The sequence below is a fragment of the Neptunomonas sp. XY-337 genome (assembly GCF_004959845.1).
Lineage (GTDB): Bacteria > Pseudomonadota > Gammaproteobacteria > Pseudomonadales > Balneatricaceae > Neptunomonas > Neptunomonas marina.
Window position 1 is genome coordinate 263591 of the sequence record NZ_SPLL01000002.1, and the last position, 21612, is coordinate 285202.

Annotated in this window: 21 protein-coding genes and 1 tRNA gene; 7 read left to right on the forward strand and 15 right to left on the reverse strand. The window is 50.1% G+C overall.

What is annotated here, in order from left to right; translation table 11 throughout:
• Positions 1-6: 6 nt before the first annotated feature.
• The 7 genes from E4L36_RS04905 to E4L36_RS04935 form a co-directional block, all read right to left on the reverse strand.
• Positions 7-642 (reverse strand): transglutaminase-like cysteine peptidase, encoded by a 636-nt coding sequence (locus tag E4L36_RS04905; RefSeq protein WP_127694127.1) that lies wholly within the window; start codon positions 640-642, stop codon positions 7-9.
• 154 nt (positions 643-796) lie between these two features.
• Positions 797-1867, reverse strand: a complete 1071-nt coding sequence (locus E4L36_RS04910) for a DUF3080 family protein (protein WP_136679468.1) — start codon at positions 1865-1867, stop codon at positions 797-799.
• A complete protein-coding gene (locus E4L36_RS04915; protein ID WP_240656963.1) occupies positions 1854-3200 on the reverse strand; it encodes an MATE family efflux transporter in 1347 nt (448 codons plus the stop codon). The genes E4L36_RS04910 and E4L36_RS04915 overlap by 14 nt, the downstream gene beginning before the upstream one ends.
• An 11-nt stretch (positions 3201-3211) precedes the next feature.
• On the reverse strand, positions 3212-3967 hold the full coding sequence (locus E4L36_RS04920) for an ATP-binding protein (protein WP_136679469.1): 756 nt from the start codon (positions 3965-3967) through the stop codon (positions 3212-3214).
• Positions 3968-4060: 93 nt separating this feature from the next.
• Positions 4061-5824 (reverse strand): class I poly(R)-hydroxyalkanoic acid synthase, encoded by a 1764-nt coding sequence (phaC, locus tag E4L36_RS04925; protein ID WP_136679470.1) that lies wholly within the window; start codon positions 5822-5824, stop codon positions 4061-4063.
• Between the two features lie 148 nt (positions 5825-5972).
• Positions 5973-7475 (reverse strand): methyl-accepting chemotaxis protein, encoded by a 1503-nt coding sequence (locus E4L36_RS04930; protein WP_136679471.1) that lies wholly within the window; start codon positions 7473-7475, stop codon positions 5973-5975.
• A 2-nt stretch (positions 7476-7477) separates the two neighbouring features.
• Entirely contained in the window at positions 7478-8017 is a 540-nt protein-coding gene (locus E4L36_RS04935) for a PAS domain-containing protein (protein WP_136679473.1), read from the reverse strand.
• A 119-nt stretch (positions 8018-8136) separates the two neighbouring features.
• Here E4L36_RS04935 and E4L36_RS04940 point away from each other — a divergent pair, with 119 nt between their 5' ends.
• Positions 8137-8409, forward strand: a complete 273-nt coding sequence (locus tag E4L36_RS04940) for a glutaredoxin family protein (RefSeq protein WP_136679475.1) — start codon at positions 8137-8139, stop codon at positions 8407-8409.
• Here the strand turns inward: E4L36_RS04940 and E4L36_RS04945 are convergent.
• The 3 genes from E4L36_RS04945 to E4L36_RS04955 form a co-directional block, all read right to left on the reverse strand.
• Complete coding sequence (locus E4L36_RS04945; protein WP_206064510.1) at positions 8392-9174, reverse strand: TatD family hydrolase; 783 nt, start codon at positions 9172-9174, stop codon at positions 8392-8394. The two genes, E4L36_RS04940 and E4L36_RS04945, sit on opposite strands and share 18 nt — an antisense overlap.
• The gene (locus E4L36_RS04950; protein ID WP_169051473.1) at positions 9167-11128 is read right to left on the reverse strand and encodes a transglycosylase SLT domain-containing protein; all 1962 of its coding nucleotides are present in this window, start codon (positions 11126-11128) and stop codon (positions 9167-9169) included. The genes E4L36_RS04945 and E4L36_RS04950 overlap by 8 nt, the downstream gene beginning before the upstream one ends.
• 82 nt (positions 11129-11210) lie before the next feature.
• Positions 11211-11669: an Lrp/AsnC family transcriptional regulator gene (locus E4L36_RS04955; protein ID WP_136679480.1), complete on the reverse strand. Its 459-nt coding sequence runs from the start codon at positions 11667-11669 to the stop codon at positions 11211-11213.
• A gap of 135 nt (positions 11670-11804) precedes the next feature.
• Between E4L36_RS04955 and E4L36_RS04960 the strand changes: the two genes are divergently transcribed.
• Together E4L36_RS04960 and E4L36_RS04965 are read left to right on the forward strand one after the other, a co-directional pair.
• Positions 11805-12785: a hypothetical protein gene (locus tag E4L36_RS04960; RefSeq protein ID WP_206064511.1), complete on the forward strand. Its 981-nt coding sequence runs from the start codon at positions 11805-11807 to the stop codon at positions 12783-12785.
• Positions 12786-12852: 67 nt separating this feature from the next.
• Entirely contained in the window at positions 12853-14736 is a 1884-nt protein-coding gene (locus tag E4L36_RS04965) for an ATP-binding cassette domain-containing protein (RefSeq protein WP_127694116.1), read from the forward strand.
• Between the two features lie 51 nt (positions 14737-14787).
• Here E4L36_RS04965 and E4L36_RS04970 read toward each other — a convergent pair whose 3' ends face one another.
• Positions 14788-15231, reverse strand: a complete 444-nt coding sequence (locus E4L36_RS04970; RefSeq protein WP_127694115.1) for a universal stress protein — start codon at positions 15229-15231, stop codon at positions 14788-14790.
• A 106-nt stretch (positions 15232-15337) separates the two neighbouring features.
• Between E4L36_RS04970 and E4L36_RS04975 the strand changes: the two genes are divergently transcribed.
• Together E4L36_RS04975 and E4L36_RS04980 are read left to right on the forward strand one after the other, a co-directional pair.
• Complete coding sequence (locus tag E4L36_RS04975; RefSeq protein ID WP_136679482.1) at positions 15338-15844, forward strand: hypothetical protein; 507 nt, start codon at positions 15338-15340, stop codon at positions 15842-15844.
• Positions 15841-16080 carry a DUF1653 domain-containing protein gene (locus E4L36_RS04980; protein ID WP_127694113.1) on the forward strand — a complete coding sequence of 80 codons (240 nt, stop codon included), beginning with the start codon at positions 15841-15843 and terminating at the stop codon, positions 16078-16080. The genes E4L36_RS04975 and E4L36_RS04980 overlap by 4 nt, the downstream gene beginning before the upstream one ends.
• Here the strand turns inward: E4L36_RS04980 and E4L36_RS04985 are convergent.
• The 4 genes from E4L36_RS04985 to E4L36_RS05000 form a co-directional block, all read right to left on the reverse strand.
• Positions 16077-16910 carry a polyphosphate kinase gene (locus E4L36_RS04985; RefSeq protein WP_136679484.1) on the reverse strand — a complete coding sequence of 278 codons (834 nt, stop codon included), beginning with the start codon at positions 16908-16910 and terminating at the stop codon, positions 16077-16079. The two genes, E4L36_RS04980 and E4L36_RS04985, sit on opposite strands and share 4 nt — an antisense overlap.
• A 69-nt stretch (positions 16911-16979) precedes the next feature.
• The gene (gene hpaR / locus E4L36_RS04990; protein ID WP_127694111.1) at positions 16980-17402 is read right to left on the reverse strand and encodes a homoprotocatechuate degradation operon regulator HpaR; all 423 of its coding nucleotides are present in this window, start codon (positions 17400-17402) and stop codon (positions 16980-16982) included.
• Positions 17403-17523: 121 nt separating this feature from the next.
• Positions 17524-17599: transfer RNA gene (locus E4L36_RS04995), tRNA-Thr, on the reverse strand.
• 330 nt (positions 17600-17929) lie between these two features.
• A complete protein-coding gene (locus E4L36_RS05000) occupies positions 17930-18793 on the reverse strand; it encodes a prephenate dehydratase (protein WP_127694110.1) in 864 nt (287 codons plus the stop codon).
• Positions 18794-18904: 111 nt separating this feature from the next.
• Here E4L36_RS05000 and dinB point away from each other — a divergent pair, with 111 nt between their 5' ends.
• Positions 18905-19957, forward strand: coding sequence for a DNA polymerase IV (gene dinB / locus E4L36_RS05005; protein WP_136679486.1), 1053 nt, complete (start codon positions 18905-18907; stop codon positions 19955-19957).
• Between the two features lie 91 nt (positions 19958-20048).
• Positions 20049-21608, forward strand: a complete 1560-nt coding sequence (locus E4L36_RS05010; protein ID WP_136679488.1) for a SulP family inorganic anion transporter — start codon at positions 20049-20051, stop codon at positions 21606-21608.
• Positions 21609-21612: the final 4 nt, after the last annotated feature.

The window sequence follows — 21612 nt, forward strand, 5'->3', positions numbered from 1 at the left end:
AACCTCTTAGTCCGTCACGTTAATAGCGTTATTTTCAAGCCGCGATTTGAGCTTCACCCACGGCTTTAATTGATCTGATGTTCCCACCAGTGTTGCGCGGCGTCCACGTTTGCTAAGCCAAAGATTATCGCCGTTGAAGCTGTATACATGAAGCAGGTCTGGGCGTTTATTTGCGGGCTTGATGGTTGGGTCGATATTATCCAGTACCATCGGCACCGAGGAGGGGCGCTCGTAGTAGGTCAAGACCATATGGGCTTGATTGAGTGTCAGTGCTTTGACATATGCAATGCTTAGCTTGCTGATGTCGACGCCGACCTCTCGCAATGTGTAGTACTTAGCGATGGAGAAATCTTCGCAATCACCGCCATTCGTTATCAAGAACTCCACCGGTGTTGCCCAGTAATCCTGCTGCTTCCAGTGATCAATATCATTCAAGAAGCGGATCTGGTTGAAGAAATCATTAACAGCATCGAGCTTCTCTTTTTCCGGTAAATCTTGTGCCGTTAAAATAAGGTCCTGCCATGCTTGTAGGCGAAGTTGAGCGGCTGAACCATAACGCTTACCGAGCCTTTCTATCTCGGCTCCGCTCAAGCGTACGGTGGTATCGCTGATAGATAGCATCGACAAAGACAGCAGCAACATGACAGCCCATAGGCTCAGGAGCTGTTGGGGGCGGCACGTCTTTTGATGCTTTAAGGTCACGGATGACTGGTTTGCAAACACACAAGGCCCGTTGATAGCGAAAGGCAGACACTCAGCATGGTTCAGGTTTTATGATAGCTCAAGTGTAAACGCGTTAATTTGTACCCGGCATCAAACCACACTGGCCCAAAATGGACTGCCACGCTTTGGTGTGACGCGTTAGTGCGGCTTGGTAGTCGATCCAGATACTCTTATCGGACGTTTGCGCAAAAACTTGATCTGTATAAGTTTGGGAATCGGCAGGTACGTTTAGGTGTTTAAGTATGCGTGCGTGTGCAGCAAACCAGCGCTGTCCGAGCCGATGGGTGTAGGCCATATAGGGTTGTAGCTCCTTTGCGTAAAGCGCATCGAAAGCGCTGCGCAAGGTGCGAGCTTTATTGGTGGGTTGTCCATTAAAGCAGAGTGGGCGCCTCGCAAGGCGAGCCTCGATCGTCGTTGCCACTGCGTTCAGTGTCGCTGTTAGCGTCTGTAATGACTTGAGCGTCGATGCGCCGGTTGTCGAGTTATAAATGGTGGCAAACTGTTCTTCGAGGCCTTCTAGCTGGTTTAGGTCAAAACCTGTAATCTGCGTGCGCGTTTGCTCAGTGATCGTGGCGAAGGTTTCCCACGCAGCCAACACTGGGGTGTGTTGGCCGATTTGCGTCGGTGACAGTAGCGGTGCGCTCAGCGCTAGGTTTTGTTCCACTTCGCGGCCCGTGTAGAAACCATTCCAAAGAACGGCTGGAAGTTGGGCCGCTTTAGTAGCGGCGATGTTGCGAAAGTGTTGTTGTGTCTCTTCATCGAGCTTAGCAAGCTGCTCGGGCTGTTGTAAGCAGCGCTCGAGTGCCGTTAGGAACTTTATCTCATGGCTTAAAACCTGAGATGCCTGAGCAACCTTGCCGAGCGAGCTGTTGCGTTGCGCAATTAAGTCGAGCATCCCACAATGGCGGAACTCTAATACATCCAACATACCTTCGCGCAGCGGTGGGACTTCAAAAACACGCTGTCGATGAGCAGGGATCGCGGGGAGTTTATCTGGTGTGATGGTAGGTGTTGGTTGATCTAGGATATCAGCCACTCTATTGGCGTAACTCTGCATTTGCCCAAGCTCCGATGAGGTATCGGAGCATCCGGCCAACAAGGTGAGCCCGCAGATAATCGCGATCAGTGGCTTAGCGCCCAGCATGGCGAATCACGCTCACTAAACGAACGGTTAGGAATAAGGCTGAAACCGTCAAACCGATGACTAAAGCATACCAAAAGCCCGCTGCTCCCATTGGCGCCGTAATCCAATCGGTCATACCTAAGATATACCCTAGTGGTAAACCAACAACCCAATAAGCAACAAAGACGATCAACAATGGGATACTAGTGTCTTTATAGCCACGTAAAATCCCAGCCGCCGTAACCTGCATGGCATCTGATATTTCAAAAAGGGCAGCGATAGTCAGTAACCCAGCGGCGAGCTTTACCACTTCCGCTTCAGTAGAGAAGGCCATCGCTATCTGTTGCGCGAATGACCACAACAAAACGCTAGTCACAACAGCGATCAACCCTGTCATACCGAAACCCACTTTGCTGGCAAAGCGCGCGTGGGCATACTCGCCCGCACCCAGCAATTGCCCAATCCTGATGGTAAAGGCCATCGCAAGGCTCAGTGGGATCATAAAAATGAGCCCTGTCACAGTAATCGTGATCTGCTGGGCTGCAACAACGAGCGTTCCCAGTGGCGCAAGAATAAGAGCGATAATCGAAAACATAGATGCCTCGATCAGTATTGAGAAACCAATAGGTATACCAAGTTTTAAAAATACGATTAAAGCGCTTAGGTCGATCAATTTTAAGTTGTCAGTATGCGGTAAGCGGAGTGTGCTGCGATGGCGTTGGAGATACAGGCCGATGAACAGCATCATCCACATCACTAACGCTGTCGCGATGCCACACCCAGCTGCGCCAAGTTCAGGAAAACCCAGCTTCCCGAACACGAGCACATAGTTCAGAGGCGCATTGGCTGCAACCGCAAGAAACGCGATGTACATCGCCGGTCGCGTACGCCCGAGTCCTTCAAAATAGCAGCGCAGCAGTTGATACAACGCCATAGCAGGAAATCCCCAGGCAACGGCTTTTAGGTACTCCATGGTTTTATCAGCTAGGGTCGCTTCAACTGACATCAGCGCTAAAATACCATCAGCATTGCGCAGCAACACCAAGCCTAATAGGCCTAGAAAAGCGGAAATCCACAAACCTTGTCGAAAGATCGTCGGGACTTCGCTAGCGTTCTTGGCCCCCGTGGCGTGAGCAACTAGCGGCGTTGTTGCCATAATGATGCCGTTAACCGCTAAAAAAAGCGGCATCCAGATACTATTACCCAGCGCCACGGCGGCTAGATCAAGTGTGTTGTAACGGCCAGCTACCAGTGTATCGATGAAGCCAAGTGATGCTTGGGCGACTTGGGTTAAAATAATAGGCAGGCCGAGCCCCAGCAGTAGCTGGGACTCGCGAAGAGTTGATGCGCGCAAAATGATCTCGTTTAACTGTAACTATTGAAAAACTGCTTAGCAGTTCGACCGCTACGAATGCCCTTAGCGTGAGCAAACCGTATGGCGTCGGAGTGTAGCTGAGCGCGGTCGTGGTGGGTAGGAAAAAGGCTATCAACAATGTTGAGATAGGCAGGTTGGTCGATAGGGTAGAAAGATAACCACAGGCCAAACCGGTCAGATAGAGAGATTTTTTCTTCAATGGCATCGCCAAGATGCAACTCCGTACCCACGCTTTTGACTTGCTGGTTGTCTTGTTTGGTTTCGGGAACAAGGTGGCGCCGATTAGAGCTGGCGTAGATCAAAATGTTCTCTGGGGGTAGCTCCAATGAGCCCTCCAGCACGCTTTTTAGCGGACGATAACTGGTGTCACCCTCATCAAATGAGAGGTCATCACAATAAATAACGAAACGATAGGGCAGGGCACGCAGCTCATCAACGATATCGGGCAGGTCTTGCAGGTCTGCTTTGTCGATCTCTATCATGCGTAAACCGCGAAGCGCGTAATGGTTGAGCATGGCCTTGATAAGCGAGGATTTCCCTGTACCTCGGGAGCCCCACAGAAGCGCGTTATTCGCAGGTTTCTGGACTAAAAAACGTTCGGTATTTTGCATAAGCAGCTGCATTTGGCGCTCAACACCTAGCAATTGCTCTGGCTGGATCGGGTCGAGGTTAGCGATGGCACGTAAGCGGCGCCGAGACGCTCGCCAAATCGCCCCATGAGTGTTTGCCCAGTCGATTTTACTCATCACGAACTCCTTGAAAAGTCACACTCTTTGGTTAGAGCTTAAATGAAAAAGCCCCTGTATTACAGGGGCTTATCATCTTACCGAAGTCGAGTATTAGTCGATTTTAACTTTTACATAGCGTCCTGGTGCTGGCTCAACGACTGAGTAGTCGCTGTTACCATAGCCAGTTGGCGCCGCCACTTTTTTACCGCCGCGGCGTTTATGCCATTCAATCCAGTTTGGCCACCACGAACCTTCCACGCGCTCTGCTGTTTCTAGCCAGTGGTCAGGCCCTTGGCCTGCTTCGCCTTTCACCCAGAAGTTGCGGCGATTTTTCGCAGCTGGGTTGATGACGCCCGCCACATGGCCGCTGGCACCTAGCACGAATTCGACCGTGCCGCCAAAGTGCTCAGCACCAATGTAGGTGCCTTTCCAAGGGGCGATATGGTCTTCGATCGTTGAGAGGAAGTAGCACGGCGTTTTGATACGTTTTAGATCAATCGGTGCACCGCAAATCGTCAGTTCATCTTTCGCGACCAACTTATTCTCTAGGTACATCTTGTTGATGTAATAGGTATACATATTGGCCGGTAAGTTTGTTGAGTCACCGTTCCAATAGAGAATATCGAAAGGTGCTGGTTGCTTGCCCTTTAAGTAGTTATTAACAACGTAAGACCAGATCAGGTCGTTTGAGCGCAGCATATTGAACGATGTCGCAAGCTCTCGGCCAGAGAGGTAGCCTTGGTTGTTGACCTTATTCTCAAGCTGCTTGACCTGCTGCTCGTCGATAAACACGCACAGATCACCCGGGTCTTGGAAGTCAGTAAGAGTGGTCAAGAAAGTGGCTGATGTAACGCTAGTATCTTTGCGATGCGCCATAACCGCGAGTGCTGAAGCGGTTAGCGTACCCCCAATACACCAAGCAACGGTGTTCAATTTGTTGGAGGCGGAGATCTCTTTAACGACTTCAATCGCCTTTAATACCCCATCACCAACGTAATCGTCCCAACTAATCTCGCTTTGCTCGGTGGTTGGGTTCAACCAAGAGATTAGGAAGGTATTTTGGCCTTGATCGACGCAGTACTTCACAAAGGAATTGTGCTCTTGCAGGTCAAGAATGTAGTACTTGTTGATGCATGGTGGGATAATCAGCGTCGGCTTTTCGAATACTTGCTCGGTTGTGGGCTTGTATTGCAGTAGTTGGAACAGCTCGCACTCGTATACGACCGCGCCTTCAGTGGTGGCGATATTTTCACCAATCACAAACGCACTTTCGTCTGTCATCGAGATGCGGCCTTTCTCGATATCACCAAGTAGGTTCTGCAAACCATCAATTAGGCTTTGGCCTTTTGTTTCCAATGCATCTTGCAGCACTTCTGGGTTGGTTGCGGCAAAGTTGGTGGGTGACATCGCATCGATATATTGCTGCGTGTAGAACTCTAGTTTCTTCTGTTCACCTTCCGAAAGGTTCGCATGGTGAGCCATATCTTGCAGGAGCTTTGAGCCCAGGAGGTAAGACTGTTTGATGTAGCTAAAAACCGGGTTGCTTGACCACTCTTCGCCGTTAAAACGGCGGTCGCCTGGGCTAGGCGCTACTAGCGGCTCAGCGTCAGATTGTCCTGATAGCATACGTTGCCAAAGATTCAACTGTGCTTGTTGATAGTCGGTGATGACTTTCACCCAAGCGGTAGGGTCTTCCATTGAGCGGTTGACCATTTCCATCCACGACTGTGTGAATTGGCCGTAGATGTGCTCTCCACCGGCTTGGGAGAAGTTTTCGAGAATTTTTTGGGTCTCTTGATTAACGTAGTTAATAAGCTCTTGCTGATTAGCGAGGATATTGCTGTTATTTTCCATGAAACTGCCTTCTTCTTCCATCTGCGCAGCGCCTGTCCTTTTATACAACAACGGTTCTGGCCAAGCAGATCAGTGATCGCGGGTGTCTCTTCCAGTAGACTACTGTTTTTTGAGCATATCCCCGCAGATCAGGCGCTGCAAGCGAATCAATCCCTGAACAAATTCAACTTTAGCCTTGGTTGTACTCCTTCACTTCCTCAATCATATCGTCAATATATTGCAGAATTTTGTAGCTCTGCTCTTCGGCTGTTGCCATTGCCGAGACGATCTCCTGCTTGATAGCGCGGTTGTTTGCCCAGTCTGCATCGCGTAGCGAAACGGCTCGTTGTACTTCTCGGTGGACGACTGCATGTGGCTCTTCGAGCTTGCGATAGGATGGCGTGGCAGAGAACGCCTCTGAGCCTTCGCCCTCGTAGTACCAAACGCCAAGGCGGCAGGAATGGTGGGACTTGGTAATCGCGTCGATCTCGGTTGTGCGATCTTGGCTGTGATCTAAAGCAAGATAACCGTTTTGTTTGTAGATAACGTGGTCTGCTTTGACCAATGAAGCGAAGGCACGGTTTTTAGCACTGCTGACAGCGTTGACGGTATCTTTGGCACCAACAGAGAAGGTATCGAATTGCGTTTTAAAACCGTTTACCAGCGAGCTTACTTCATTGGCAGTATCATTGGATACTTGTGCTTGAACCACCATCTCTTCAACGCGGTCACTGAAAGTATTGATTGTGCCGGTGACATCAATCGCTGCTTCTTTGGTGCGTTTAGATAGGGCTTTAACTTCATCTGCGACGACGGCAAAACCTCGGCCTTGCTCACCCGCACGTGCGGCTTCAATCGCAGCATTCAGAGCAAGCAGGTTGGTCTGGTCAGCAATGTCTGTGATGATCGACAGTGACTCTTTCACTCTGGCGCTATCTTCCCCAAGTTTATGCACGACCTCAGCCACTGAGTTGATAGTCGCTGTGATATTTGCCAGCGCCGTCACCATTTGTTGCACGGCGCCTTGGCTGCTTTCAGCGGCTGTGCCGTTATCATTGGCGATGGCCTCGACTCTGGCAAGCTCATCGCCAATACTGATCAAGTCTTGCTGTGTTTGGCGTAAGTTATTGATAAGGTGGCTCGTGTTAAGTGAATGCAGCTCCGAGTGCAGCTCATTTGCTGCCAACAACCCGACACCTTTGCCCATCTCATTGATCGATACATTAATATTCTGCAGTGACTGTCTAAGCAAGCCTGGTAGGCCTTGAGGTTGAGCTGTACGATTAAACTGGCCGCGGCTAACGTGGCTGAAACAGGAATCGACCTCTTTGAAGTAGGATTCAACCTTATCGAGGAAATCGTTCACCTCCCAAGCAACTTTGCCAACTTCGCCCAGCTTTGCTGTGCGCGTGATGCGGGCATCAAAGCCGCCTTTGTTAGCTTGAGAGAGGGTTTCATAGATACGCTCTAACACATCGTAGGAGCGCCCAGACCCGCGTAAGAACAACACAGCAAGTACACAGTTGATCGCGGGGGGGATGAGCCAAAGCAGGTTGAACTCATAGTGGCTAATGACAACAATTGAGCTAATCAACGCGACTAAGAAAAATGCGATACAGTAGTAGCGCTCGCGTGCCCGTAAAAAGGCGGTGCCGGCGCTCACGCCAGCTTTTTGGGCAGAAGAGATAGTCATGTTTATCGCTCAACCTCGCTGCTATTTAGCTGTAACATCCAGTCCTGATAGGTGACGCCGGCATGAGACAACTGCTCTGTCAGGTATGCAATGGAATGTGTCATCGCCTCTTTTGTCGTACTGTTTTTTTCTATTCTGAGCATCTCTTCGTAAACAGGTATGATGGTATCAACCGCCTCTCTACTCGGCTTGCGCCGCACCGAATAGTAACCACGTAAATTGCCACGTGAGTCATAGTCGGGTGTGATATTGGCAAATACCCAGTAGTAGCTGCCGTCTTTGCACAGGTTTTTAACATAAGCAAAGAACTCGTCTCCCTCTTTTAATGTGTCCCAGAGCAGTTTAAAGGCTCCGCGTGGCATGTCGGGATGACGGATAATGTTGTGTTGGATGCCTAAAAGCTCAGGCTCTGAGAACCCAGAAATGCGCATAAAGGTTCTGTTTACATAGGTGATCAAACCACGGGTATCGGTTTTGCTGACGATGAACTCATCGTCTTCGAGAGAGACTTCGTGGTCTATAGGAGTAATCTTTGGTTTCATAAAATTCCAAGACGGCTTAAAGGATAAAAAACAACAGTCCTTACTGATATCATGGCTAGCTACGCGGCGCGGCTCGCGAATGTGGCCGCGATTTTTAGTTTGAGTGTAGTCGAATATTTATGGATAGCTATCTACTTTTTAGTACTTCTCATTGTCATCTATGTGAGCTCGCTGAGCAGCTACTCGTTGTGACGATGGATGCCTCGTGTCATCAAGTTGATATCGTTGATATTGCTTACGATGATAATTTGTTGACGCGATATGGTAACACTATTCCAGTGTTGCAGCATGAGTCCTCAGGAGCGGAAATTTGCTGGCCTTTTGATCAGCCGCAACTTATTGCGTTTCTGGAAGGTTGCGCCACTGGCGAAAGCTCATCCGATCTTAAATAGCGCTTGGCTATTTAGAGAGACTTGCAGGGCAAGTGCTGCAGGATCATCTCCGCGCAATAAAGCCACCGTATCAAGAATGTGGGGCAGCAAACTCGGCTCGTTGCGGCCCTTCTTGGGTTTAGGGCGATAGTCTCTTGGCAAAAGGTAAGGCGCGTCTGTTTCAATGAGCAGACGATCGCTAGGGATCAATGGCACAAGCTTTTGCAGTGCTTCTCCGCGTCTTTCATCGCAAACCCATCCCGTGATGCCGATATGTAATCCAAGCGCTAGATAGGCTTCAAGTGCGGCTTGGTCTCCAGTAAAACAGTGTAGGACACCTCCATTACTTAGATCGGCATTTGCTAGTAGGTCGAGCTGTGTAGCTGTGGCATCACGCTCGTGTAGAAACAGGGGGAGTCGCAGCTCAGACGCTAATTTGAGCTGCTCAGAAAACGCGAACATTTGCTCCTCGGGTGAAGAGAAGTTGCGATTAAAGTCGAGGCCGGTTTCACCTATTGCAACCACCCGTGGGTGTAGGGCTAAGGTTTTCAGGGCCATATAAGTGCTGTCGGAGAAGGACGATGCATCGTGAGGATGAATGCCCATAGTGGCATAAACGCAATGCTCTTCGGCAAGAGAGATCACCTGCTCCGCCATCTCTAATGCCGTGCAGGTGATGATCATTTGGTTGACTCCGGCATCCCTTGCGCGCGCAACAACAGCTGCTTGGTCCTGTGCGAAGCGTTTATCCGTTAGGTTCACACCGATATCGACCAGCTCAGTCATAACGTGTATCAACGCGAGCCGAACCATTCAGCGCAAGCAATGCTTCCTCTGCAGTGCTAAGGAGGCTTGGTTTACGTTGATTACGCACATCGTAGATGACGGCAAAGGAGAGCACGTTTTGCACATAGTTGCGGGTTTCATCAAACGGAATCGTTTCGATCCACGCATCAAGCGGTAGCTCACCACGCGCCGCTAGCCACTGCTTTACACGGTGTGGACCGGCATTATAGGCGGCAGTCGCATACACACGATTACCATCAAACAACTTCAGCATCTCAGCCAAGTACGCCGTACCTAGCGCAATATTCGTATTCGGCTCAAATAGCTCTGCCCGCTTTTTGTAGGGCACCTTGTGCTTCTTCGCCGTAGCTTTTGCCGTGGCTGGCATCAATTGCATAAGCCCTTGAGCCCCAGCATGGGACTTGGCGTAGCGGTCATACGCGCTTTCTTGGCGAGCGATGGATATTGGCCACGTTATATCGATGTTGCGATCTTGGCTCCACTTATCAAAGAGGGGTTTGTGGGCGACCGGGAAGCGGATATCAAGATCATTCCACGCTTTGATCTTGCTCGCGCCCCGGATTGCTTGATCGTACCAGCCCCATCCGTAGACGACATGGGAAGCGGTCTGGATATCGCGTTTGCTCGCTTTTGCCGCCATAGCATTCCATTCACGGCGTGCATCATAAACTTGCTCGTTTGCTAGCAGTTCACGCATTCGAGCGATATCCGCGCGCTGTGCGAATGAGGCTTTCTCTTGCTCAGTGATACCCGCGGCTTCGTAGTGTAGTTGGTAGGGTGCCCCGGTAATCTCTGAGGTGAGGAAGCCATAAAAACTGCGGTCTTGGCGCACGCCAGCAAAGTTTGGCGTGTAGCGCGGATTAACGCGCTGTTTTAACACCTCTTTCCAGTACAGCCAACGGCTTGAGTTTTTGAGCGACGCTGGAAGTTGCTCAATCAAAGTAAGCGACCTGTCCCAGTTTTGTTCAGCTAACGCGAGGCGAATTTTCCATTCCGATATTTTATCGTCAGCAAAACCTGGATCGAGTTGATCAAGTACCTGCGCTGCATTCTTGCGATAACCCTTTGCAAAGCGCATGGCGAAATAGCGGTTCAGATTATAGGCTTTGCGCGGTTCAATAGTGAGCTTTGGGCGAATATCCAGCCATAAGTCTGCGGCTTTGTAGATATCTTTTCGGGCGATCTTACGGACTGCATAAGCCGCAATGCTGCCATGGTGTACGTTGCGCTTTTTGAGCTGCTTCTCTTCGAAAACGCTCTCAGGATTGGCGCTCGCTTTGAAGAAGAGGGCGGCATCTTGCTTGTCAGCTTTGCGCTTTAATAGTTTCTCTAGATAGCGCGCAAGGCGCAAATTACGGGCATCTGCAGCTTTCCAGAAGCGCTCTCTAGCAAGCTCCGCGCTTGGATTGCCCGCTTGCATCCAGACTTTAAAGAGTGGGTCGCACGCATCATGCTGAGATGAACCGACATTCCAAAGCTGAGCCGCTTGCGTGAAGGCAGCTTTGCGTTTGCCTAGTTTTAAATCGGCAAAAGCGGCTTGGCAGCGGTACTTCGCACTTGAAAGTGGTTTTTGTTGCCAAGCGCTATGGAATTTAGACCACTGTTGGGTTTTGTGGAGGTGGTTTAAGCGTGTTGTTTGCAGGTCTCTGGCAAACGGAGCATTGGGGTAGCGCTCCAGAAAATCTGCGACCTTCGTATCGTTATTGGAGGCTATGTCGCGTCTTAATTGTTTGGCCTCAAGGTAAGGATGTAACGGGTAGCCGCGCAAAGAAGCGGTAAGTTTATCGGCTTGAGCCGTATTTTTGGCATTAAACGCCGTGAGCGCTTGCTGGTAGTTCGCGCGGTCTGAAGCTAGATTTGCCGTGGCTAGTGTTGAGAACAGCGCGGCAGTGAGTACAAGCGCGATTTTGCTAGAGCATTGTGCGATATGCATAGGTAGCTCCAATGTTATTTTTTGGCTGTGGCGTAGCGGTGTTAAAACAGCAAATGATTCCGTTATATGCATGTTATACCTGTTACAGCGGCACCTCTGTGGTGAACTTAATGCGATTCATTGATATCAAGGTGCGAAATTTACGCAAATTTGGATCAGCATACAGTACACGTTCAGTAAATGCTTGAAATGCCTCCATACTTTCGACGTTAACAATCAATATAAAGTCGACCTCGCCAGTGACTTGATAACACTGCGTAACCTCGCGGCTGGCGCGGATACGGCGGATGCTTTGTTGGAAAAGGTCACTGCGGTCGCGCTCCACCTCCACCTCAACAATCATGGTGATACCTTGACCGGCGAGTTTTGGATCTAAGATGGCTACCTCCCGAGTTATGACCCCCGTATCGCGTAAACGTTTAACCCGCTTTAAGCAAGCAGGAGGGGATAGTCCCACCGCCTCCGCTAGTGCAGCGTTTGTTATACGGCTGTTTTGCTGCAGTAGCACAAGGATTCGTTTATCTACATTATCGAGTTGCATTAATTTTATTCGTCGCAAGTGATCTATTTAGAAATAATATTAGTTAACCGTAGTCAATAAAGAAATACAGGGCATTACTATTTCCCTATGATATCTCCTCCGTTTTAGCGCTCGATGATGAAAGGAGATAGCGTTGTGAAGGCGTTTTTCAGCGAACTTGGCCGTGATATATGGGATGTTTCCTACACTCTTTTTAAACTCATGATTCCCGTGATTATCATTGTCAAAGTGCTCGAGGAGATGGGGGCGATCGAATATATATCGCTGCTGTTGGGGCCTTTAATGGGCGTCGTCGGGCTACCGGAATCGATGGGCTTGGTGTGGGCAACCACGATCTTGACCAATATTTATGCGGGTATGCTGGTTTTCTTTTACGCTCAGCAAACTGAAATGCTCACTGTCGCGCAAGTCACTGTTATCGCGATTCTGCTGCTGCTTGCCCATGGCTTACCTGTCGAAGCGCGTATTGCGCAACAGGCGGGGATTCGTTTACGGGTGACGTTGCTACTGCGCATTGGTGGTGGTTTCCTGTTTGGTTGGATAGCCCATCTCATCATGACGCACTTTAATCTGCTGCAAGAGCCTAACCAGTTGGTTTGGGAGCCAGCACTGCCGGAGCCTGGCCTGTGGCCTTGGTTCGTCGGTCAGCTAGAAAGCTTGGTGATGATTCAGCTGATTATTATTGTGCTATTGACCGCTCTGAAAATCCTCAAGGTAGTGGGGGTTGAGCGTCTCATGGGGCTGATGCTGCGCCCTGTGCTTAAGTTCTTAGGTATTGGGCGTGAGGCCACGACGATCACAATTGTAGGTGTTACCCTTGGCCTTGCTTTCGGTGGCGGGCTGCTTATTAAAGAGGCACGTGCTGGGCATGTGCCAAAGAAAGACATTTTCGCATCGATGAGCTTACTGGGGCTGTGTCACAGCATGATCGAGGATACGTTACTGGTATTGGTTTTAGGTGCGGACTTTTTCTGGGTTTTCTGGTTCAGAATGTTGCTGGCGCTCCTGATCGTTGCGGTCCTGACGCGGGTGGTGAATCGTTTACCTGACGCCATTTGGAGAATGCATCTTGTGAATCGTCATATCGAGCCGTTACAGCCTGCCGCAAACACGTAACGTGCCTGTTCGCATAGAGGGCTTTGGGCTAGAATAGCGCGACTTTTGTGACGACCGAGATAAAGCGATGCCGTTGATTCGACTTGATAAAGCTTCTGTAGCTTTTGGTGCCCGACCCCTTCTTGCTGATGTTGATCTGCTGGTGGAGCCGGGGGAGCGTATTGGTTTAGTGGGCCTTAATGGCGCGGGTAAATCAACGCTGCTGAAGGTGATCAACGGCCACGTTGCCCTCGATAGCGGTGAACTATGGATTGATCCAGGGTGCCGAGTTGCTGAGCTAGCGCAGGCGCTGCCCGCTGCTGATGAGCGACGCGTCTGGGATGTTGTCGCGGCAGGTTTATCTGAAGTCGTGGCGATGCGCGCTGAGTACGATGAGCTGGCTAGCCAAACAGATAGCGCATCTTTAGCGAAGCTCGAATCCCTGCAGCAGCAACTTGAAGCGGTGGACGGCTGGCACCTAGAGCAGCGTGTTGAGCGTGTATTGACGAAGCTCAAGCTCGATGGTGAGGTGCTGATGTCGTCGCTATCGGGAGGCTGGCGTCGTCGTGCGGCGTTGGGCGCTGCCTTGGTTCAAGAGCCTGATCTTCTGCTCCTCGATGAGCCAACTAACCACCTCGACATCGAGACTATAGAATGGCTCGAAACTCAGTTAAAAGAGTTCCGTGGTGGCCTACTGTTTATCTCCCACGACCGGTCATTAGTGGATCATCTAGCGACCCGCATCATCGAGCTAGACCGTGGCGTGCTGACCTCGTTTACGGGCAACTACTCAGCCTACACCGAGCAAAAACAGGTGCTGCTTGAGCAGGAAGAGCGCCAAAATGCACTCTTCGATAAACGCCTAGCGCAGGAAGAGGTATGGATTCGTCAAGGCATTAAAGCCCGCCGAACCCGTAACGAAGGGCGTGTGCGAGCGCTTAAAGCGATGCGCAAGGAACGTTCGGAGCGCTTGGGCCGCCAAGGTAAAGCCAGCTTTAACCTCGAAGAGGCGCAGAAGTCAGGTAAGTTGGTGGCTGAACTTGAGAACGCATCTGTGAGCTTTGCTGGGCAGCCTGTGATTCATAATTTCTCTGCGCGCATTCAACGGGGGGACCGTATTGGTCTCATCGGCCCAAATGGTGCTGGCAAGAGTACGCTACTCAAGCTGATCTTGGGGCAGTTGGAGCCCGATAGCGGCAGTGTGGCACGCGGTACTAAGCTCGAAGCGGCGTACTTTGATCAGCTGCGAGGGCAGTTGGATGAAGAAAAGACGATTATTGATAATATCTCGGAGGGGCGTGAGTCTATCGAGATCAATGGTCAGCGCCGCCATATTATCGGCTATCTGCAGGATTTTCTCTTCTCTCCAGAGCGTGCCCGTACGCCGGTTAAAGCGCTTTCTGGTGGCGAGTGTAACCGTGTGTTACTTGCCAAGCTTTTCAGTCAGCCTGCTAACCTTTTGATTCTTGATGAGCCAACCAACGACCTAGATGTTGAAACGCTAGAGCTATTGGAAGAGATACTGCTCAACTTTGAAGGAACCGTGCTGCTTGTTAGCCATGATCGTGCATTTCTGGATAACGTCGTGACCAGTACCTTCGCATTTGAAGGGGAGGGACGTGTGCGTGCTTATGTGGGTGGCTATCAAGACTGGCTGCGCCAACGTCCGGTTGTGAAAGCAGCGGAAAAACCAACCGAAAAGCTATCTGGCAAAACGGCGTCAGCGACGGAAGAGAAGCCCGCTGAAGCGAAGAAGAAGTTGAGCTATAAGCTGCAGCGCGAGCTTGATGCGTTACCTGCTCAGCTTGAAGAAGCTGAAGCTGCGCTAGAAGCGTTGCAGGCGAAAACAGCGGAGCCGGGCTTTTACGAGCAAGATCATGGTGTGGTATCTGAGGTGTTAGCTCAACTGTCAGAGCAAGAGCAAAAAGTAGAAGCGTTGATGGAGCGCTGGGTCGAATTAGAATCGATGTAACTGACGAATCGGCAGGCCGTGTGCGGATGACAATACGGCCTGCCTACCTTGTTACTCTTCAGGTTCGTAAACACGAATAGCGAGCACGTCACATGGAGCGCCGTGCAGAACAGAGTTTGCGGTTGATCCGAGTAGCAGTGCAAGACCGTGTCGCCCGTGGCTACCAACTACGATTAAGTCACACTCCTTCTCTTTTGCGATGCGGTGGATCTCGGACTCAGTATGGCCGGTCACGACCTGTAGTGACTCTGTTGGGTACGCTAACTTCTGGGAAAAAAGCTCTAGCTTCTCGCGCGCGTGCGCATCAAGCTGCTCTTGAACAGTGGTAAGGTCCATGGGTACGTCGCCACCATATGCAAAGCTAAGCGGCTCGATTACGTGGAGCACTGTCAGCTGAGCTTGGTTGTTTTTTGCTATCGTGCGGGTCTTCTCGATTAATTGATCCGACTCTTCAGATAGGTCAACGGCTAACAGAATTTTAGAGTAAACGCCCATTGGAAATATCCTTCTCTGATGGATGGTGTGTTGTCAGCTTAACACACTCGATTGGGTTACAAACAACCTGTCACGACGAAAGCGTGATAGATCGACAGAGGTCATAATGGAAACCTTTATCATAGTATTTGTGGTGCTATCGCTGATTGGCTCTGCTATGTGGATGATGCCAACACGGCGCGAGAAAGAGCAGGCAAAGCTGCGTATGAAAGCGCGCCAAGAGGGCTTTCAGGTACAGTTAGTTCGCTTAACCGCACCGCGGGCACAAGGCGAGTTGGATGAGGAAACAAGAACGGTACCAGGTTACCGCTTGCTGCGTACCAATATCGAGCGGCGCTTAGCGGAAGAGCTTCCGGCATGGCAGGTTTTTCGTGTTACTTCCATTGCTAATGAGGGCCTACCTAGTGATTGGAGTTGGAAGCTTGGTGAGCGAGTGCTGGACACTGAGCAGCTCGCTGTGCTCGAACAGGTGCTATCCGGGTTACCGCGCGATGTGGTGGCATTGGAGTCCACGCCGATACAGGTGACTGCGTTCTGGCGTGAAGACAGTGGTGATGAGTCGCTGGATAAGATCAAGGTACAACTGAACCGCTTGATGGAGGCTAAATTATGAATAAACCACTCACACCAAAACCGAGCTTCGTAAATGGAAAGTTTCGCCACTATAAAGGCAACGAATACGAAGTCGTTGATCTGGTTCGTCACTCTGAAACGGAGGAGTGGATGGTGCTTTATCGCCCGCTCTACGGAGAGGGCGATCTATGGGTAAGGCCTTTTGAAATGTTTTACAGCAACGTGGTGATAGAGGGTGTTGAGCAGCCGCGTTTTGCCAAAATAAGCGAAGCCTAAGACACCTCAGGTAAAGTTAAACCTAGCTCTTTGCGGGCTGCTTTGAGCACATCCGGGTCGATAGGTGGTGGTGCAACATCAACATCCTTCTCGAGCGCTTTTACGATGTGCTTGAGTACTTCAATGCGCGTATACCACTTGTGATCGCCTGAAATGGCGTGCCATTGTGCGCTGTTGGTTGATGTGTACTGCAGCATGTCGTTAATGGCTGCTTCGTAATCATCCCAGCGCCCGCGATTGCGTATATCCTCTTCCGTGAGCTTCCAGCGTTTCATTGGATTCTCTAAGCGCTCAGCGAAGCGTTTGAGCTGCTCTTGCGGGGTAATGTGAAGAAAGATCTTCACAATACGTGCTCCATCATCCGCTAGCATGCGCTCAAATTCGTTAATCTCTTGATAGGCGCGCTGCCATTGCGCGTCACTCGCGAACTCTTCAACACGTTCAACCAGCACGCGACCATACCAAGAGCGATCAAATATGGCGATACTTCCCGCGCTTGGTAGCCGTGCTTGAAAACGATGTAAGTAGTGCTTGCTTTGCTCTTCAGTGCTTGGCGCGCCGATAGGGTGTACGGTATAACCACGTGGGTCTAGTTTTTCGGTTAAACGCCGTATTGCACCGCCTTTACCGCTGGCATCCCACCCTTCAAAGACGAGAATCGCCCGCCTGTCTTGGTGGTAATAAGCTTGTTGTATCTGCAGTAAGCGCACCTGCCACTTCTTGAGTTGCTTCTGATACTTCGCTTTGCTCTCGATAAAGGCATCGGAAAAGTTCAGTTGATCAAGCCGTGGGCTGTCTTTTTGCAGCTTAATCTTGCTGGGTGTTTCCATTGTTGCTCCCCTGCTGATTCAAATATGGCTTCGATAATAGCAGCTAAGCATCGCAAAAGTCGTATTGAGCTATGGCGTTAAGCCGCTTAACTCGTTTAATAGGCGGTTGAGCTGCTTGAGTTTGTCGGCGCTGATGCGCTTAGTTAGCTCTTCGTTCTGCTCAGCAAGCTTTGGGCTAATCTCTTCATACATGAGCCTCGCTTTGTCGGTTAGCGTTAGTAGGCTGCGGCGTTGGTCTTCATCGGATTTTCGGCGCTGTATGAGCTCTTGTTGTTCCATGCGCTGAATGATGCCGGTAAGGCTAGGACTCAGGATGCAGCAAGCTTTTGCCAGTTGCTTGGATTCCATCTCGCCATTGGTGTAAAGGGCGTGAAAAACTCGCCATTGCTGTTCAGTGACAGCGTTTTCAGACAGCAAGGGGCGAAAAAAAGAGAGGGTTGCTTCACGAGCTCTCAGTAATTGCAGAGGGATTGATTCATCGATCTTATGCATGGTTTATCATCCTTAATAAAACATCCAAATAATAACTTGTTAAATAAGTAAGTACTACTGAAGCGTAACTTTATATAAAAATCAAACCGGTTAAGAACATAAAGTGCTTTTGAGAGGGGAGTGGTGCCGGCACCAAGAGTCGAACTCGGGACCTACTGATTACAAGTCAGTTGCTCTACCAACTGAGCTATGCCGGCACATCGTGTTGAAGTGGGGCGTATGATAATAGCGCTTTTTTAAAAGCGCAACCCCGAAATTAAAAATATTTTTAGTCGTCGTATGGCGTGTATTGCTGGGTTGCGAAGCCCAATAAAAAAGCCCCTGAAGAATCAGGGGCCAAAAAACCAACTCGGAAAACAGCCAGAGTTGAAAAGTAGGGATGTGATAGAAACAGCTCACGTGAAGAAGATCGACATGAATTTCTATCGAGATTAACTATCATGCTTTTTTGTGCAGTGCACAATAATACTTTTGTATAGTCTTTTGTCTGCACTAAAATCGAGCATTTTTTAAAATGCTGCAATGCATTAAATATCGTTAATTTTGTCTTTCTCGAAGCGGAAAGGGTGCCCAGGGTACGTACCAATAATACGTACTTCTTTAGCAAAGAAGTCGAGCTCTTGAAGCGCATATTGCATCGATTTTTGGTGTGGGTGCCCTAGTATGTCAAGGTGAAAACTGGATACTTGCATCGTATCGGAGGCCATATAGCTCTCTAGCTTAACCATGTTGATTCCATTCGTGGAGAACCCACCCAATGCTTTGTAGAGTGCGGCGGGAATATTGCGCACTGAGAACATAATCGTGGTGATAAAAGTGACGCCCGGTACTAGTGTGGGAACCACGCCTTCTTTCGCTAGAATCATAAACCGAGTGGTATTGCCATCAACGTCTTGGAAGTTATCGCGCAGCACTTCTAAGTCGTACAGTTCCGCCGCTAGGCTAGATGCGATAGCCGCATGATGAGGTTGCGGATTGTTAACGAGATCTTCCGCAGCTCCTGCAGTGTCAAGCGCTGCAATAGGTTGGATGCCTAGCTGTTTGAGGTTGTTATCGCATTGGGCCAGCGCTTGGGGGTGTGAGGAAACCGTTTTTATGTCTTCAAGTTTTGTGCCTTTTGGCGCAAGTAGGCAGTGATTTACCGGCTCGAAGTGCTCATTGATAATGTGTAAGCGCGTTTTCGGCATTAAGCGGTAAATCTCTTCCACACGGCCCGCGGTGGAGTTTTCGAGTGGAATCATGGCTAATTCTGCCTCACCGCGTTCAACCATGAGCATTGCCGCGCTAAAGCTCTCACAGGCAAATGCCTCCATCTCCGGGTATACGTGTCGGCAGGAGAGATGCGAGTACGCGCCTTGTGAGCCTTGATAGGCAATAATGTTTTTGCTCATGATGAGATAGATTCCATTGGGTGATTAATTCCGGTGCCATATTATGTCACAGGTCGTTAATAGGGGAGAAGTCGCCACTTATGTTATTCCAGAGCTGTTTATGGTTGCGAGATGCGTAAAGTTATCCACTGCGATTGCGATTGTTTCTATGCCGCTGTAGAGATGCGCGACAATCCTGCGCTGCGTGATATTCCTCTTGCGATTGGAGGTGCGGCGGATCGGCGTGGCGTCATCGCAACCTGTAACTATGAGGCACGGCGCTTTGGCATCCACTCAGCGATGTCCACTGCTCAAGCGCTTAAGCGCTGCCCCGCTTTGACGGTCATGCGCGGTAACATGGAAAAGTACCGAGCAGTCTCGCAGCAGATTATGACGATCTATCGCGAGGTCACCGATCTAATCGAGCCACTATCGTTGGATGAGGCGTATCTAGACGTGAGCGGTAGCCAGATGTTTGACGGCAGTGCAACGCGAATTGCTGAGTACCTGCGCCGTCGTGTCAAAGAGGAGGTGGGGATTACGATCTCTGCAGGTGTTGCTCCGAATAAGTTTCTTGCCAAAATCGCCAGCGATTGGGATAAGCCGGATGGCCTGTTCGTGATCGCTCCGCAAGATGTTACGTCATTTGTGGAGGTTTTACCTGTGGCTAAGCTGCATGGCGTTGGGAAGAAGACGGCAGCTAAGCTTGCCCGGGCTGGGATAGTGACGTGTCATGATGTCTTGCAGCGGCCTCTAGCCGAGTTAGTAGAAAAGTTTGGTGTGTTTGGTGAACGGCTCTATCGCTTAAGCCAAGGCATTGACGAGCGCCCCGTGCAAGTGGAGCGGCGCAGGAAGTCTGTTAGCGTCGAGCGAACTTACGCTGAGGACTTTGATGCAGTAGAGCTGTGTTTGGCGCAACTGCCGTCTCTGTTGGATGATTTGGCGCGCCGTTTTGACGCACTCAAAGGCGCGAAGCGTATACAGGGGGCTTTAGTGAAAGTGAAGTTTGCTGATTTTTCTCAAACTACCGTTGAGCAGCAAGCAAAAACGGTCAGCGCAACGCTTTTTGAAGCCCTTATGCGAGAGGGCTACAGCCGCGGAAATGGTAAAGCGGTTCGACTCCTCGGTATTGGCTATCGTCTTGGTGATACTGAGGACCAGCCACAGCAATTAGCCCTTTGGTAATTGTCACAATCGCCTGACAGTAGCGGCCTGCTCTGGTAGAATCTGGCGCTTTTTTAATCACTTCTTTTAATTTCGTCCTACGGGGATTTTGATGTTTCAGTTACTTGCTTCAAAAACGCAAAGTATGAAGAACGATCTGCTCTCTGGCTTAACGGTAGCTTTGGCGTTGGTGCCTGAGGCTGTCGCATTTGCTTTTGTTGCAGGGGTGGAGCCTTTAGTCGGTCTCTATGCGGCATTTATGGTGGGCTTGATCACAGCAGCAATCGGCGGGCGTCCGGGGATGATCTCCGGGGCCACAGGTGCGCTGGCGGTTGTTATGGTAAGCCTGGTCGCACAGCATGGTGTGGAGTATCTGTTTGCTACCGTTGTGTTGATGGGGATTTTACAGGTACTTGCGGGTATTTTCCGGCTGGGTAAATTTATCCGCATGGTGCCCCATCCTGTGATGCTGGGTTTTGTAAACGGTTTGGCGATCGTCATTTTCCTTGCGCAGATGAAGCAGTTCCAGTTTGCGGACGGCAATGGCGTGTTGCAATGGTTGCAGGGTGGCCAAATGGCCATGATGTTGGGGTTAGTGGCGCTAACGATGGCGATTATCCACTTCTTGCCTAAATTTACCCGCGCGATTCCTTCATCGCTGGCAGCGATAGTCACAGTTACGCTGTTAGTTGTTTTCTTAGACCTTGATGCGCGTACTGTACAAGACGTTTTAGCGGACATGACAGGCAACCCAGCAGCCACTATTGCGGGCGGTTTGCCTGAGTTCGGTATTCCAATGGTACCGATTAACTGGGAAACGTTGAGTGTTATCTTCCCTTATGCGGTGATTTTGGCAGCAATCGGTCTGATTGAGTCGCTACTGACGTTGACGCTGATCGATGAAGTGACTGAAACACGTGGTCGAGGCAACAAAGAGTGTGTTGGCCAAGGTGTGGCGAATATCGTTACAGGCTTCTTTGGTGGTATGGGCGGTTGTGCCATGATCGGTCAAAGTATGATCAATATTAACTCGGGTGGACGTGGCCGAGCCTCAGGTATCTCAGCGGCTCTGTTTTTGCTTGTCTTTATTCTGGTTGGCGCTTCGTTGATCGAGATGATTCCTGTTGCTGCGCTGGTGGGTGTCATGTTTATCGTGGTGATCGCAACGTTCGAATGGGCGAGCTTCCGCCTGTGGGGTAAAGTGCCTAAGCAAGACCTGTTCGTTGTTTTGACGGTTACGGTTGTTACCGTGGCAACAGACTTGGCCATTGCTGTGGTCGTCGGTGTTATTCTGTCGGCGTTGATGTTCGCGTGGAAACATGCGAAGCATGTAGAATTTGAAACATGGCTTGAGAGTGATGGTAAAACAAAGGTTTATCTCGCTCATGGCCCCCTGTTCTTCGCATCAGCTCAGAGCTTTCGTGATAACTTTAATGCCAAAGGCGATCCTGATGATGTCATCATCGACTTTAAAGACTCTCGCGTGATGGATCATTCAGGGATTGAGGCAATTGATGCTGTTGCGGAGCGTTATGTTGCTGCGGGTAAAACGTTGCACTTGCGACATCTCAGCTCTGAGTGTGTGAGCTTGCTAGACAAAGCGGGTAGTTTGGTTGAGGTTAACTTGATCGAAGATCCGAAATACAAAGTAGCAGACGACCAGCTCGCTTAAGCTG